Source organism: Nitrobacter winogradskyi Nb-255, from assembly GCF_000012725.1.
GTDB classification, from domain to species: Bacteria; Pseudomonadota; Alphaproteobacteria; order Rhizobiales; family Xanthobacteraceae; genus Nitrobacter; species Nitrobacter winogradskyi.
On sequence record NC_007406.1, the window covers coordinates 1418193 to 1432659 of the forward strand.

The following is a 14467-nucleotide window of genomic DNA, read 5'->3' on the forward strand; positions in this document are numbered from 1 at the left end:
AATGGCTCCCTGGATGCCTGGATCAAAGTTATGAATGCGCTATGCCGGGCTTCGTGCCGGACACGAAAATGCTTAAGCCGTGTGAGCCTTGTAGGCTGCCTCGTCCATTAAACCTTCGAGCTCGCTCCTGTCGGCGATCCTGAGCTTGAAAATCCAGGCCTTGCCCTCGGCGTCGGAATTCACCAGCGCGGGCTCCGCGCCGAGTGCCTCATTGACCTCCAGAACCTCGCCCGTAATCGGCGCATAGACGTCGGAAGCCGCCTTGACCGACTCGACCACCGCGGCTGCCTGGGCCTTCGTGAGCTGGCTTCCGACTTTCGGAAGCTCGACGAAGACGACGTCGCCGAGCTGAGACTGCGCGTAGCCGGTAATGCCGATCGTTGCCGTATCGCCCTCAATGCGGAGCCACTCATGGTCGGTGGTATACAAAACGGTCATGACAAATCCTCAACGCTTGTAATTGTGTGGAACGAAAGGCATCGCGCATATCCGTAGCGGCAGCCGCTGTCCGCGTACTTCTGCATAGACAAGACCGCCCGTGGCGGCATGTGAGACCGGCAGATAGCCCATCGCGATCGGCGCGTTCAGGCTCGGCCCGAAGCCGCCCGATGTCACCGCGCCAATCGAATCGGCGGAGGCTGCATCGGCGAACAGCGGCGCGCCCTCGCGCACGGGCGCGCGGCCTTCCGGCCTCAACCCGACGCGGCGGCGGGCCGCGCCCTGCTCGAACTGGGGCAGAATGACATTGGCGCCGGGAAAACCGCCCGCGCGCACGCCGCCGCTGCGCCGGCTTTTCTGCACCGACCATTCCAGAGCGGCCTCGACCGGCGTTGTCGTCGCGCCGATGTCGTGGCCGTAAAGACAGAGGCCGGCCTCGAGCCGCAGGCTGTCGCGAGCGCCAAGTCCGACCGGCGCGACGTCGGGATCGTCGAGCAATGCCGACACCACATCCTCGGCCCGGGCCGCGGGAATCGAAATTTCGTAACCGTCCTCGCCGGTGTAGCCCGAACGCGAGACGAAGCAGGCGACGCCGCCGACCTGGCGAGGACCGGCCTCCATGAATTTCATCGCCGGCACCTCGGGACATTTCTTAGCGAGTACGGACGCCGCCTTCGGACCCTGCAGCGCGATCAGCGCGCGATCCGTCAGAACCTCGATGGCGCAGGCATCGGAAAGGTGCTCGCGCAAATGCGCTTCGTCGGCGGCTTTGCAGGCGCCGTTGACGACCAGAAACAGGTGGTCGCCGAAATTGGCCACCATCAGGTCGTCGAGCAGGCCGCCGGCCGGATTGGTGAACTGGGCGTAGCGCTGCCGTCCGGGCGCGACCGCCACGATGTCCTGCGGGACCAGCCGCTCCAGCGCGAGCGCGGCGTCCCTGACGTCGCCGGACTTCGGCCGCAGCGCGATCTGGCCCATGTGCGAGACATCGAACAGGCCGGCTTTGGCGCGGGTGTGGAGATGTTCCTTCAGCACGCCGGACGCGTACTGCACCGGCATGTCATAGCCGGCGAACGCCACCATCTTGCCGCCCCGCTCAAGGAGCAGGGCGTGCAGAGGTGTTTTTTGCAGGGTAGGGGCGTCTGAAACGTGGGTCACCATCAAGGGGGCCTCGCGGTTAAAGGGACGATTCCCTGCAAACCCGTTGAGAGACCCCATCTGTCGCTGTGCCTGAGAGTATTATCCCGTCGGCGGACCCTGTACGGACCGCCGGTCCGCAAGGGTCTCTTTCCAGATGTAACCAGTCGCGCGGTCCGTTTGCCTGAGAGTTTCCGGGGCGGTTGCTCCTTCGGCGCCAGCCTGCTTCCTCATCCGGAAAGCGGCCGATCTCTCCCGGCGCGACTAAACTAGCAGATATGAGGAAAATACGGTTTCAACAAGGCTGTCAACGCACCGCAGCATCTTTCAACGGATGATATTTGGAGGGCCGCCAAGCCCCTGATCCTCCTGCCCACTTTCTGGACAGCCCGGCCACCCCCGTCTAAAAGGCGGTCGCTGGGCGAACTCTGACAGCTTTCGGGGCCGCGAGCCCTTATTGACGCGATGGAACACAATGAGCGGCGTTAACGACATCAGGTCGGCGTTTCTGAACTATTTCGCGGCCAACGGCCACCAGATCGTGCCTTCGTCACCGCTGGTTCCGCGCAACGATCCGACGCTGATGTTCACCAATGCGGGCATGGTGCAGTTCAAGAACGTCTTCACGGGCGTCGAGAAGCGACCCTATCAGCGCGCCACCACTTCGCAGAAATGCGTGCGCGCCGGCGGCAAGCACAATGATCTCGACAACGTCGGATACACCGCGCGGCATCACACCTTCTTCGAGATGCTCGGCAACTTCTCGTTCGGCGACTACTTCAAGGACCGCGCGATCGAACTGGCATGGAAGCTGGTCACCCAGGAGTTCGGCCTGCCGAAGGACCGCCTTACAGCGACGGTCTATATCGACGACGACGGGGCGTTCGACCTCTGGAAGAAGATCGCGGGCCTGCCTGAATCCCGCATTATCCGCATAGCTGGCTCGGACAATTTCTGGCAGATGGGTGACACCGGTCCGTGCGGCCCGTGCTCGGAGATATTTTACGATCACGGCGACAGGATTCCCGGCGGGCCTCCGGGATCGCCGGAGCAGGATGGCGATCGCTTCGTCGAAATCTGGAATCTCGTGTTCATGCAATACGAGAAGCTGCCGGACGGCAGCCGCCCGAACCTGCCGAAGCCGTCGATCGACACCGGCGCCGGGCTCGAGCGCGTGGCCGCCGTGCTTCAGGGCAAGCACGACAACTACGACATCGACCTGTTCGTGGCGCTGATCCGCGCGGCGGCCGATCTGACGGGCGCGGACCCGCAAGGTCCGATGAAGGCGTCGCTGCGCGTGATCGCCGACCACTTGCGCGCATCCTCATTCCTGATCGCCGACGGGGTGCTGCCGTCGAACGAAGGCCGGGGCTATGTGCTGCGCCGGATCATGCGACGCGCGATGCGCCATGCCCAACTGCTCGGCGCGAGGGAGCCGCTGATGTGGCGGCTGGTGGGCGTGCTGGTGCGCGAGATGGGCGAGGCCTTTCCCGAATTGCAGCGCGCGCGGCCTTTGATCGAGGAAACGCTACGGTTGGAGGAGACTCGCTTTCGCAAGACGCTGGAGCGCGGACTGTCCATTCTGGATGAGAAGAGCGCGTCGCTGAAGCAGGGCGACATGTTCGACGGCGAGACCGCGTTCACGCTGTACGACACTTATGGCTTTCCGCTCGATCTCACCCAGGACGCGCTGCGCGCGCGCGGCATCGGCGTGGATCTGGCGTCGTTCACCGATGCGATGGAACAGCAGAAGGCCAAGGCGCGGGCGTCATGGTCGGGCTCCGGCGAGGCCGCGGCCGAGTCGATCTGGTTTCCGTTGCGCGAGAAACTCGGTGCGACCGAGTTTCTCGGCTATGAGACCGAGGCCGCCGAAGGCGTCGTCGCCGCGCTCGTGAAGGATGGCGAGGAAGCCGACACCCTCAAGGCCGGCGAGAGCGGGGCCATCGTTCTGAACCAGACACCGTTCTATGGGGAATCCGGTGGGCAGGTCGGTGACACCGGCTTTCTCATCGCCGATGGCGTGCGCTTTCGTGTCACCGACACACAGAAGAAAGCGGGCGATCTGTTCGTGCATCTCGGCACCGTCGAGCAGGGCGTTCTCGCACCCGGCATGGCGCTGGCGCTGGAGGTCGATCACGATCGCCGCTCTGCGATCCGCGCCAACCATTCGGCGACCCATCTGTTGCACGAGGCGCTGCGGCAGGTGCTCGGTGATCACATCGCGCAGCGCGGCTCGCTGGTCGCGCCCGAGCGGCTGCGTTTCGACTTCGCTCACAACAAGCCGATCAGCGCGGACGAACTGCGCTGCATCGAGGACATCGCTAACGATGTCGTGCTGGAGAACGGCGAGGTGACGACACGGCTGATGGCGGTGGACGACGCGCGCGAGGCGGGCGCGCGGGCGTTGTTCGGCGAAAAATACGGCGACGAGGTGCGGGTGGTGTCCATGGGCGGCACGGACCGGCACGGCGCGGCGAGCAATGCGCTCGGCTGGTCGGTCGAACTCTGCGGCGGCACCCATGTGAAGCGCACCGGCGATATCGGCCTGATCTCGGTGGTCGGCGAAAGCGCGGTGGCGTCAGGCGTACGCCGGATCGAGGCGCTAACCGGGCATCAGGCTCGCCATCACGCCAACCACGCTATCCAGCTCGCGAAGACCGCGGCCGGTGAATTACGCACCTCGCTCGACGACATGCCGGCGCGGATCGCATCGCTGATGGAGGAGCGCAAGAAGCTCGAACGCGAACTGTCCGAGGCGCGCAAGAAGCTCGCCATGGGAGGGGCCGCGAGCGCATCCTCCGGCGCGACGACGGGTGTGCGCGATGTCGGCGGCATCAAGCTGATGGCGCGTTCGGTCGAAGGCATCGAGATCAAGGATCTCAAGAGCCTCGCGGATCAAGGCAAGAAGCAGCTCGGCTCGGGCGTCGTCGCGCTGGTCGCGACCAGCGGCGACGGCAAGGCCAGCGTCGTCGTCGGCGTGACGCCTGATCTGGTGACCCGCTTCTCGGCGGTCGATCTCGTCCGCAAGGCGTCCGAGGTGCTTGGCGGCAAGGGCGGCGGTGGCAAGCCGGATATGGCGCAGGCCGGCGGTCCCGATGGCGCCAAGGCGGGCGCGGCGCTCGACGCCATCGCCGCGGCGATGGGCGCGTAGAGCGCGATCCGTTCAGGTTAAATCGGATTGCGCGCACAGATGATCTTCACCGTCGTGCCCGCGCTTGTTGCGGGCATCCACGTCTTCGCAGCGTATCCGCAAACAAGACGTGGATGGCCGGGACAAGCCCGAGCTTTGACCGAGACTGACAAACGGGTTGACCTTGCGTCGGGATTGGGCTTATAGCCGGGTTTTCCGGTGCGTTCTATCCAGTCGAGGATTGTGCTAAGTTCACCTTGCAAGGTGACAGAGAAGTCGCGGCGCATCGGGCCGGGCGTGATGACGATGCGGTCGATGATCTCGCGGATCGCGTCGGCCGCTTCCGCCGCGTCGTCAGGATGATTGAGCGCGGCGGTCAGACGTTCGATCCTGCGCCGGTAGGTTTCGGCGATGCCGGGATGAATGTCGGGAGCGTCCTGCGGGGCTTCCGAAAGACGGGCCAGAAGCGGCGATTGAAGAAATCGTTCGTGACTACATCCGCTATGATCCAGGTACCTATGATGTTGTGCTAACGCCCGCTGGCCTGGCGCTCAGCAATGACGCCAAAGTTCTGGTAATCCTCGTTGCTATTGCCGGGTGGCAGTATGTGGTCGATGAAATTCGCCCTGTCGATACCAAGCCTGCTGCACTAGGCCGGATCGACATTCAGGATTCCCAGGCGGTCTGATCGCTGATTCATAGGGTTCCGTGATTCTGACACGGAGCTGCACGATGGGGATCAAGCGGTATGAGCTGAGCGATCATCAGTGGGCGAAGATTGCACCGTTGCTGCCAGGCAAGGCCTCTGATCCGGGACGGACGGGATCGGATAATCGGTTGTTTGTGAACGGCTGCCTGTGGGTGCTGCGATCCGGCGCGCACTGGTGTGACCTGCCGGAGCGCTATGGTCGCTGGAAGACGGTGCATCGGCGGTTCAGCAGGTGGTGCCATGCTGGTGTGTGGGAACGGGTGTTCTCCACCCTGACAGCCGATCGCGACAACCAGTATCTGATGCTCGACTCAACCATCGTTCGAGCCCATCAGCAGGCGGCTACCGGAAAAGGGGGGCCAAGGATCAGGCGCTGGGGCGTTCCCGAGGTGGACTGACCACCAAGGTCCACATGCTCGCCGATGCGCTGGGCCGACCCTTGCGTTTCATCGTCACCGCCGGGCAGGTCGGAGACATCACACAAGCCCCCGCGCTGCTCGAAGCCCAGGCCGGGGACGCCGTGCTGGCCGACAAGCTTATGACAGCAACGCCTTGCGTGCACTCATCGCCGGCATGGGCGCCGAAGCGGTGATCCCCTCAAACAGGACACGCAAAATCATCATCCCGCATGACGCCGGTCTCTACAAGCACCGCAACCGGATCGAGCGCTGCTTCAACCGTCTCAAGCACTTCCGCCGTTTCGCCACACGCTACGACAGGCGCACCGTTCACTTCACGGGCTTCGTTCACCTGGCCGCAGCCCTGATCTGGCTGCCGTGAATGTCGATCCGGCCTAGTGGGTCCTGAACCGGACCATCGTGCTTGACCTAGAGCCATTTTGGATTGAGATTACGCATAACCGGCGTGATTGAAGAAGTTGATGCATTGGTCTGGAGAGAAGAGATCGAGGATAGAACCGATCCTGTTCCAGAGTGCGGGGATCGATCGCTCGGCGGCCTTTCGCAGATGGGCCTTGAGCTTTGCGAACGCCATCTCGATCGGGTTGAGGTCGGGCGAGTACGGCGGCAGATAGCGCAACTGCGCGCCAGCGGCCTCGATGATTTGTCGAACATCGTCGTTCTTGTGGGCGGGCAGATTGTCCATCACCACGATGTCGCCTGGCTTCAGGGTCGGGACCAGGCATCGTTGCAGGTAGACGCGAAAGATCTCGCCATTCATCGGCTCGTTGATGACAAAGGGAGCGGTGATAGCGTCGTGGCGCAGTGCCGCGACGAAGGTGGTGATCTTCCAGTGACCGTGTGGAATCTTGCCGACCAGGCGTTGGCCACGGCGGCAGCGGCCACGCAATCGCGCCATGTTGGTCGAGGTGCCGGTCTCATCGATGAAGACGAGGCGGGCTGGATCAAGCAGCCCTTGTTGCGCTTTCCAGACCTCGCGGGCCATCGCCACGTCGGGCCGATCCTGCTCGGTCGCGTAAACGCTTTTTTTTGAAGCTGATGCCGCGCCGGTCGTAGAAGCTCCACACCGTTGCCACGCTGACCGTAATGCCGCGCTCGCGCAGCAGGACCCGGACTTCTTCAAGCGTGATATCCGACTGTGCCCCAATCAGGTCGAGCAGCCACGCGGCATGCGGCTCAAGAACCGCGCGACGATGACCGCGAAGGCCGCTCGGCGCCGTTCGTCCGTCAAGCCGCCACTGACGGACCCATTTGATCGCGCTGCTGGCACTCACCGAAAAAACCTTGGCCGCCGAGGTTGCCGAAAGCCCGCCCGCAACCGCACCAATCACCCGCTCGCGCAAATCAGACGAATAGGCCCGTGTCATCGCTGCCTCCGAATCAAGACAGCCAAACCCTGGCCCAGAAAAACCCCTCCGTGAATCCTCAAACGAGTCAGATCAACCCAAAAAGACTCTAGGTCACGAACCCATAAACGGGATTCCGTTTGGACGGGATGCGTGATTCAATCTCCAGAGGTGGGAGGATTGAATGGCACGTTTTGATCTGACGGATTTTGAATGGTCTGTGATCCAGCCGCTGTTGCCGAACAAGTCGCGCGGCGTTGCACGGGTGGATGATCGGCGGGTGCTGAACGGGATTTTCTGGCGGCTGCGCACCGGTGCGCCGTGGGCGGACATTCCAGCGCGCTACGGCCCGCATACCACTTGCGTGAACCGCTTCAACCGGTGGCGCAAGGCAGGCGTGTGGGATCGCATTCTGTCGGCTGTTTCAAAGGCTTACGATGGCGACATCCAAATGATCGATTCGTCGTCGATCCGCGTGCATCAACATGCGGCCAACGGTCAAAAAAACAGACGCGATCCCGTTGCATGGGTCGCTCGCGCGGCGGGCTGACCACCAAAATCCACGCGCTGGTGGATGCCTGCGGCCTGCCGATCGTCCTCAAGATCACCGAAGGCCAGGCCCATGACGGGCGTAGCGCGCAGGACATGATCGACACCGTCGAACGCGGCGACGTGCTGCTGGCCGACCGGGCCTACGACTCCAACGCCCTGCGTCAAACGCTGGCCGCGCGCGGCGCGAGAGCCAATGTGAAGCCGATGCCAAATCGCGTTGCGGCCTTGCAATTCAACAGACGGCTCTATCGCAAGCGCAATCTGGTCGAACGCTTCTTCAACAAAATCAAGCACTATCGCGCCGTCGTCACCAGATATGACAAACGTGACGACAACTTCCTCACCTCCATCAAGCTCGCCTCAATCCGCATCTGGTTGCGATTTAATGAGTCGATGACCTAGGTGTTCAGTCCCGGCATTTGATGGATTGGATCGATGATGAATCGATCGGGCTCTGAAGTCCATCGTTTGCAGATGAACTCGTAGGGTGTGAGGCGCTTTGAGCGTCTTCAGCCTTCGGCCGAAGTTGTATGCCTTGATGAAGTCCTGAAGGTGCCGGCGCAGTTGGTCATGATTGTCGTAGTGGAAGCGCTTGACGGTGGCGTCCTTGATGGTGCGGTTCATCCGTTCCACCTGTCCGTTGGTCCAGGGATGGTTGATCCTGGTGAGCCTGTGCTCGATGCCGTTCTCGTCGCAGACGCGATCGAAGATGTGGTGGAACGCATATTTGTGACGGGCGTGGTTGGTGAACTGGATGCCGTTGTCCGTCAGCACCGTGTGGATGGCATAGGGAACTGCCACGATGAGGTTGCGCAGGAACTGAGCCGCGACCATCTTGCCCGCCTCTTGGTGGAGCTCGGCGTAGGCGAACTTCGAAGTGCGGTCGATGGCCACGAACAGGCGCAGCTTGCCCTCAGCCGTCTGCACCTCGGCGATGTCGATGTGGAAGTAGCCGATCGGGTAGCTCCTGAACGTCTTCCTGATCGGCTTGTCGCCTTCGACCTCCGGGAGCCGGCTGATGCCGTGACGGTGCAGGCAGCGATGCAATGAAGACCGCGACAGGTGCGGGATCGTTGGCTGAAGCGCGTAGAGGCAATCATCGAGCGGCAACAGGGTATGCTTGCGGAAGGCGACGATGATCGCCTCCTCCTCGGATGAGAGCACCGTCGAGCGCGGATCTTTCGGTCCCGTCGGAAGGTCGGCCACCGAGGTCCGCTTCTTCCATTTTGCGACGGTCTTCTGGTTGATCCCGTAGCGTTTCGACAGCGCTCTCAGGCTCTCTTCACTATTTTGTATTGCTCGACGGATTGCCTCTGTCGTCGTGGCGCTCCCGTGAAGAACCTGTCCCATAGCGCATCCTTCCATTCTCCGGAAAATAATGCACCATCAAATGCCGGGATCAAACAACTAGAAACTGAGCTAGTCGAAGCCTACGAGCAGCTTGTCGCCAAGCGTCGAACGCTGCCTGATCCTCTGCGCATTCTCATTCCCCGAGCCGCCTACGGAATGATCTATGACCTGCGCAGCAAGCGCAACGCGGTGCACGTGAAAGAGACAGACCCCTACTGCAATCGATGTCGCTCTGACTGTTGCCGCAGCCGGATGGATAACGGCAAAACTCCTTCGTTTATATCACAAGTCGAACGAGAAGGCCGTAGCAGACGCGATGCTCGCCCTTACTCGTGGGACCATCCCGATGGTGGAGTCGATTAACGGAGAGATCTTCGTAGGTAGGACAGTTCCGGCAAAGTTCGAGATGCTACTGCTGCTCGCCCATGCCAAGCCGAAGGGTATGAATCGCACCGCTCAGGTAATGCAGCGAAATGTAGCCAGCCGTCCGTATCCACAGCCTTGAAGGCGCTTGGGTCAGAGCGGATGGTTCATTTCGGAACCGATCAAGCCTATTATATTACCAGCGGCGGCGAGCAGACTCTCGGCCAGTGGCTGATTAGCGCCGATCATTAGGTGTTCGCGCGACGTGGCAGGTTGTCGGCTACATCGGAAATGGTCGCGGATGTAGATTTCAAATCTCCACAGTCAGCAAATGTCTGTCTCGGTCAAAACCTGCCCGGCCATGACGGGAGCGGATGGATGGCTGCTTCAGCCCATCGTCCTGGTCAGGTTGTCGGCCACCTTGTCGAGGAAACCGGTGGTGGAGAGCCAGCGCTGGTCGGGGCCGACCAGAAGCGCGAGGTCCTTTGTCATGAAGCCGGCCTCGACGGTGTCGACGCAGACCGTCTCCAGCGTGGTGGCGAATTTCGCCAGCGCCTCGTTGTCGTCGAGCTTGGCGCGATGCGACAGGCCGCGCGTCCATGCGAAAATCGAGGCGATCGAGTTCGTCGAGGTCTCCTTGCCCTTCTGATGCTCGCGATAGTGCCGCGTCACGGTGCCATGGGCGGCTTCCGCCTCGACCGTCTGGCCGTCCGGCGTCAGCAGAACCGAGGTCATCAGGCCGAGCGAGCCGTAGCCTTGCGCCACCGTGTCCGACTGCACGTCGCCGTCGTAATTCTTGCAGGCCCAGACGTAGCCGCCGGACCATTTCAGCGCCGAGGCCACCATATCGTCGATCAGACGATGCTCGTAGGTCAGGCCCTTGGCCTCGAAGTCCTTCCTGAACTCCCGGTCGTAGATATCCTGGAAGATATCCTTGAAGCGGCCGTCATACACCTTGAGGATGGTGTTCTTGGTCGAGAGGTAGACGGGGAAGCCGCGCTGCAGGCCGTAATTGAATGAGGCGCGCGCGAAATCGATGATGGAATCGTCGATATTAAACATCCCCATCGCGACTCCGGGGCCGGGCGTCTTGAACACCTCGCGCTCGATCACCGCGCCGTCCTCGCCGACGAACTTCATGCTCAGCGTTCCCTTGCCGGGAAACCTGATGTCGGTGGCCCGGTACTGATCGCCATAGGCGTGGCGGCCGATGATGATCGGCTTAGTCCAGCCGGGGACGAGGCGAGGCACGTTCTTGCAGATGATCGGCTCGCGGAAGATCACCCCGCCGAGGATATTGCGGATGGTGCCGTTGGGCGACTTCCACATGTGCTTGAGGCCGAATTCCTTCACCCGCGCCTCGTCGGGGGTGATGGTGGCGCACTTCACGCCCACGCCCACCTTCCTGATGGCGTTGGCCGCCTCGACCGTGATTCGGTCGTCGGTCTCGTCGCGGGACTCCATACCCAGGTCGAAATACATCAGATCGATATCCAGGAACGGATGAATCAGCTTGTCCTTGATGTACTGCCAGATGATCCGGGTCATCTCGTCGCCATCGAGTTCGACGACGGGATTGGTCACCTTGATTTTTGCCATGGGAGATCGGGCCTTTTCGGAAAATAGCTGCGCTTCGGAAGGAGATAGGTCGGGCTATAACATCGCGGCGGCGCAGGCGAAAGCCGAGCGGGCCGCAAGACGGTGGCGATTTTCCAGACATCTGGCGGTTTGCCGGCAAGCCTTCTCCCTGCACCTTGAGAGGCAGAACCTCATCTTCCGCCGGAAATTCAGGATGGCTTCATAAGCTCATTATTTGACTTGAGAAAAGCTGTGAAAGGCGCGATCGAAGAAGCGGCAGGCCGCCATTGAACCAGAATCTCAGCCTGAACTGAAAGAACGAGGCAGGATGTCCGGCACCGACAGGACGAAAACCGGCATCGACGTCGTCGGTCCCACCGTAATTCTGGTCGAGCCGCAGCTTGGCGAGAATATCGGCATGGCGGCGCGCGCCATGGGCAATTTCGCCCTGACGCGGCTGCGCATCGTTAACCCGCGCGACGGCTGGCCCAATATCGCGGCGCAGCGCGCGGCGGCGGGCGCCGACCACATCCTCTCCCGAGTTGAACTGTTCGATACCGTGGCCGAGGCGGTCGCCGACTGCACGCTGCTGTTCGCGACCACCGCGCGCGCCCACGATCAGGCCAAGCCCGTGGTAGCGCCGGAAGCTGCGGCGGTCGAGGCGACCGCGCAGATCGCAGCAGGCGGCCACGTCGGCATCCTGTTCGGCCGCGAACGCGCCGGCCTTTTGAACGAGGAGGTGGCGATGGCGGATCGCATCATCACCTATCCGGTCAATCCGGGCTTCGCCTCGCTCAACCTGGCGCAGGCGGTGCTGCTGATTGGTTACGAATGGTTCAAGCTGGTGACGCGGGGCGAATTGCCGTTCGCGATGCCGGAGCGCTCGGAGCGGGCCTCCCAGCACCAGATGCAGGCGTTCTTCGACAATCTCGTCGCCGAACTCGACAAGGTGGAATTCCTCCGTCCGCCGGAAAAGCGCGACACCATGCTGGTCAACCTGCGCAATATCTTCACCCGCATGGAGCCGACCAAGCAGGACATGCACACGCTTCATGGGGTCGTCATGGCGATCGCGGAGGGGCGCAAGGGGCCGGCCAAGGGCGGCGTGCTCGACGGCGCGCAGGCGACTCGGCTGCGGGCGCTTTTGGCCGAGCAGGGGCCGGGAGGAGCTTCCGCCGACAGCAGCAGCACGGTGCGCGGACTGGCGCGGCTGCTGAGGCGAAATCCCACCGATGCCGAGCGCATCCTGTGGCAGGCGCTGACCCGCGACCGCCGCTTCGCCGGACAGTTCAAGCGGCAGACACCGGTCGGGCGGCACATCCCGGACTTCGTGTCGTTCGTGCAGCGCGTTGCAATCGAACTTGTCAACGCGGACGAGAGCGACACCATCGCACGCGACCGCGCCGCGCGATCGGCATGGCTCGCCGAACGCGGCTATCGCGTGATCGAGATGGAGGCTGCGGCGGTGGAGGCTGATCTGGCGCACGTGCTTGATGGGTTGGCGGGGAGGATGGAATCTGGAAAAGACCCGAAACCGTAAAATTATCGCCAAACTTTCATTGAGCAGAGTAAAGTTGAGAATTTTCAATTCACCAATGTGTTCAAACTAGGTGTTCAGTCCCGGCATTTGATGGATTGGATCGATGATGAATCGATCGGGCTCTGAAGTCCATCGTTTGCAGATGAACTCGTAGGGTGTGAGGCCTTTGAGCGTCTTCAGCCTTCGACCGAAGTTGTATGCCTTGATGAAGTCCTGAAGGTGCCGGCGCAGTTGGTCATGATTGTCGTAGTGGAAGCGCTTGACGGTGGCGTCCTTGATGGTGCGGTTCATCCGTTCCACCTGTCCGTTGGTCCAGGGATGGTTGATCCTGGTGAGCCTGTGCTCGATGCCGTTCTCGTCGCAGACGCGATCGAAGATGTGGTGGAACGCATATTTGTGACGGGCGTGGTTGGTGAACTGGATGCCGTTGTCCGTCAGCACCGTGTGGATGGCATAGGGAACTGCCACGATGAGGTTGCGCAGGAACTGAGCCGCGACCATCTTGCCCGCCTCTTGGTGGAGCTCGGCGTAGGCGAACTTCGAAGTGCGGTCGATGGCCACGAACAGGCGCAGCTTGCCCTCAGCCGTCTGCACCTCGGCGATGTCGATGTGGAAGTAGCCGATCGGGTAGCTCCTGAACGTCTTCCTGATCGGCTTGTCGCCTTCGACCTCCGGGAGCCGGCTGATGCCGTGACGGTGCAGGCAGCGATGCAATGAAGACCGCGACAGGTGCGGGATCGTTGGCTGAAGCGCGTAGAGGCAATCATCGAGCGGCAACAGGGTATGCTTGCGGAAGGCGACGATGATCGCCTCCTCCTCGGATGAGAGCACCGTCGAGCGCGGATCTTTCGGTCCCGTCGGAAGGTCGGCCACCGAGGTCCGCTTCTTCCATTTTGCGACGGTCTTCTGGTTGATCCCGTAGCGTTTCGACAGCGCTCTCAGGCTCTCTTCACTATTTTGTATTGCTCGACGGATTGCCTCTGTCGTCGTGGCGCTCCCGTGAAGAACCTGTCCCATAGCGCATCCTTCCATTCTCCGGAAAATAATGCACCATCAAATGCCGGGATCAAACAACTAGGTCATCGACTCATTAAATCGCAACTAGATGCGGATTGAGGCGAGCTTGATGGAGGTGAGGAAGTTGTCGTCACGTTTGTCATATCTGGTGGCGACGGCGCGATAGTGCTTGATTTTGTTGAAGAAGCGTTCGACCAGATTGCGCTTGCGATAGAGCCGTCTGTTGAATTGCAAGGCCGCAACGCGATTTGACATCGGCTTCACATTGGCTCTCGCGCCGCGCGCGGCCAGCGTTTGACGCAGGGCGTTGGAGTCGTAGGCCCGGTCGGCCAGCAGCACGTCGCCGCGTTCGACGGTGTCGATCATGTCCTGCGCGCTACGCCCGTCATGGGCCTGGCCTTCGGTGATCTTGAGGACGATCGGCAGGCCGCAGGCATCCACCAGCGCGTGGATTTTGGTGGTCAGCCCGCCGCGCGAGCGACCCATGCAACGGGATCGCGTCTGTTTTTTTGACCGTTGGCCGCATGTTGATGCACGCGGATCGACGACGAATCGATCATTTGGATGTCGCCATCGTAAGCCTTTGAAACAGCCGACAGAATGCGATCCCACACGCCTGCCTTGCGCCACCGGTTGAAGCGGTTCACGCAAGTGGTATGCGGGCCGTAGCGCGCTGGAATGTCCGCCCACGGCGCACCGGTGCGCAGCCGCCAGAAAATCCCGTTCAGCACCCGCCGATCATCCACCCGTGCAACGCCGCGCGACTTGTTCGGCAACAGCGGCTGGATCACAGACCATTCAAAATCCGTCAGATCAAAACGTGCCATTCAATCCTCCCACCTCTGGAGATTGAATCACGCATCCCGTCCAAACGGAATCCCGTTTATG

The 14467-nt window shown here is 61.7% G+C and carries 8 protein-coding genes, 3 pseudogenes and 1 riboswitch; of the genes and pseudogenes, 4 read left to right on the plus strand and 7 right to left on the minus strand.

Annotated features, from left to right (window positions below; translation table 11 throughout):
• Nucleotides 1-72 precede the first annotated feature (72 nt).
• The gene (gcvH, locus tag NWI_RS06645) at nucleotides 73-438 is read right to left on the minus strand and encodes a glycine cleavage system protein GcvH (protein WP_011314572.1); all 366 of its coding nucleotides are present in this window, start codon (nucleotides 436-438) and stop codon (nucleotides 73-75) included.
• Nucleotides 439-447: 9 nt separating this feature from the next.
• Entirely contained in the window at nucleotides 448-1599 is a 1152-nt protein-coding gene (gene gcvT, locus NWI_RS06650) for a glycine cleavage system aminomethyltransferase GcvT (RefSeq protein WP_011314573.1), read from the minus strand.
• 139 nt (nucleotides 1600-1738) lie between these two features.
• Nucleotides 1739-1843, minus strand: a riboswitch (glycine riboswitch).
• 207 nt (nucleotides 1844-2050) lie between these two features.
• Between gcvT and alaS the strand changes: the two genes are divergently transcribed.
• The gene (gene alaS, locus NWI_RS06655; RefSeq protein ID WP_011314574.1) at nucleotides 2051-4726 is read left to right on the plus strand and encodes an alanine--tRNA ligase; all 2676 of its coding nucleotides are present in this window, start codon (nucleotides 2051-2053) and stop codon (nucleotides 4724-4726) included.
• A 717-nt stretch (nucleotides 4727-5443) separates the two neighbouring features.
• A pseudogene (locus NWI_RS16830) lies at nucleotides 5444-6194 on the plus strand (IS5 family transposase).
• A gap of 69 nt (nucleotides 6195-6263) precedes the next feature.
• On the opposite strand, the gene NWI_RS16835 reads toward NWI_RS16830, so the two are convergent.
• A protein-coding gene (locus tag NWI_RS16835) for an IS630 family transposase (RefSeq protein ID WP_148203782.1) occupies nucleotides 6264-7200 on the minus strand; the annotation gives its coding sequence in 2 pieces (ribosomal slippage) (nucleotides 6264-6863 and nucleotides 6865-7200; 936 coding nt in all).
• Nucleotides 7201-7363: 163 nt separating this feature from the next.
• Between NWI_RS16835 and NWI_RS16840 the strand changes: the two are divergent.
• Nucleotides 7364-8133 (plus strand): annotated as a pseudogene (locus NWI_RS16840) (IS5 family transposase).
• Here NWI_RS16840 and NWI_RS06695 read toward each other — a convergent pair.
• Both NWI_RS06695 and NWI_RS06705 read right to left on the minus strand, forming a co-directional pair.
• Nucleotides 8130-9081, minus strand: a pseudogene (locus NWI_RS06695) (IS481 family transposase). The pseudogenes NWI_RS16840 and NWI_RS06695 overlap by 4 nt on opposite strands.
• Nucleotides 9082-9831: 750 nt before the next feature.
• Nucleotides 9832-11043 carry an NADP-dependent isocitrate dehydrogenase gene (locus NWI_RS06705; protein ID WP_011314578.1) on the minus strand — a complete coding sequence of 404 codons (1212 nt, stop codon included), beginning with the start codon at nucleotides 11041-11043 and terminating at the stop codon, nucleotides 9832-9834.
• A gap of 307 nt (nucleotides 11044-11350) precedes the next feature.
• On the opposite strand from NWI_RS06705, the gene NWI_RS06715 reads away from it, so the two are divergent.
• Entirely contained in the window at nucleotides 11351-12562 is a 1212-nt protein-coding gene (locus NWI_RS06715) for a TrmJ/YjtD family RNA methyltransferase (RefSeq protein ID WP_011314579.1), read from the plus strand.
• A 66-nt stretch (nucleotides 12563-12628) separates the two neighbouring features.
• Here NWI_RS06715 and NWI_RS06720 read toward each other — a convergent pair whose 3' ends face one another.
• Both NWI_RS06720 and NWI_RS16845 read right to left on the minus strand, forming a co-directional pair.
• Nucleotides 12629-13579 carry an IS481 family transposase gene (locus tag NWI_RS06720; RefSeq protein ID WP_011313641.1) on the minus strand — a complete coding sequence of 317 codons (951 nt, stop codon included), beginning with the start codon at nucleotides 13577-13579 and terminating at the stop codon, nucleotides 12629-12631.
• 84 nt (nucleotides 13580-13663) lie between these two features.
• A protein-coding gene (locus NWI_RS16845; RefSeq protein ID WP_148203796.1) for an IS5 family transposase occupies nucleotides 13664-14406 on the minus strand; the annotation gives its coding sequence in 2 pieces (ribosomal slippage) (nucleotides 13664-14097 and nucleotides 14097-14406; 744 coding nt in all).
• Between the last annotated feature and the right edge of the window lie 61 nt (nucleotides 14407-14467).

What these genes read in the sequence shown, in the direction of transcription:
- NWI_RS06705 (WP_011314578.1), bottom strand. Translation starts at nt 11,043, where the DNA reads ATGGCAAAAATCAAGGTGACCAATCCCGTCGTCGAACTCGATGGCGAC.
- NWI_RS06715 (WP_011314579.1), top strand. Translation starts at nt 11,351, where the DNA reads ATGTCCGGCACCGACAGGACGAAAACCGGCATCGACGTCGTCGGTCCC.
- alaS (WP_011314574.1), top strand. Translation starts at nt 2,051, where the DNA reads ATGAGCGGCGTTAACGACATCAGGTCGGCGTTTCTGAACTATTTCGCG.
- NWI_RS06720 (WP_011313641.1), bottom strand. Translation starts at nt 13,579, where the DNA reads ATGGGACAGGTTCTTCACGGGAGCGCCACGACGACAGAGGCAATCCGT.
- gcvT (WP_011314573.1), bottom strand. Translation starts at nt 1,599, where the DNA reads ATGGTGACCCACGTTTCAGACGCCCCTACCCTGCAAAAAACACCTCTG.
- gcvH (WP_011314572.1), bottom strand. Translation starts at nt 438, where the DNA reads ATGACCGTTTTGTATACCACCGACCATGAGTGGCTCCGCATTGAGGGC.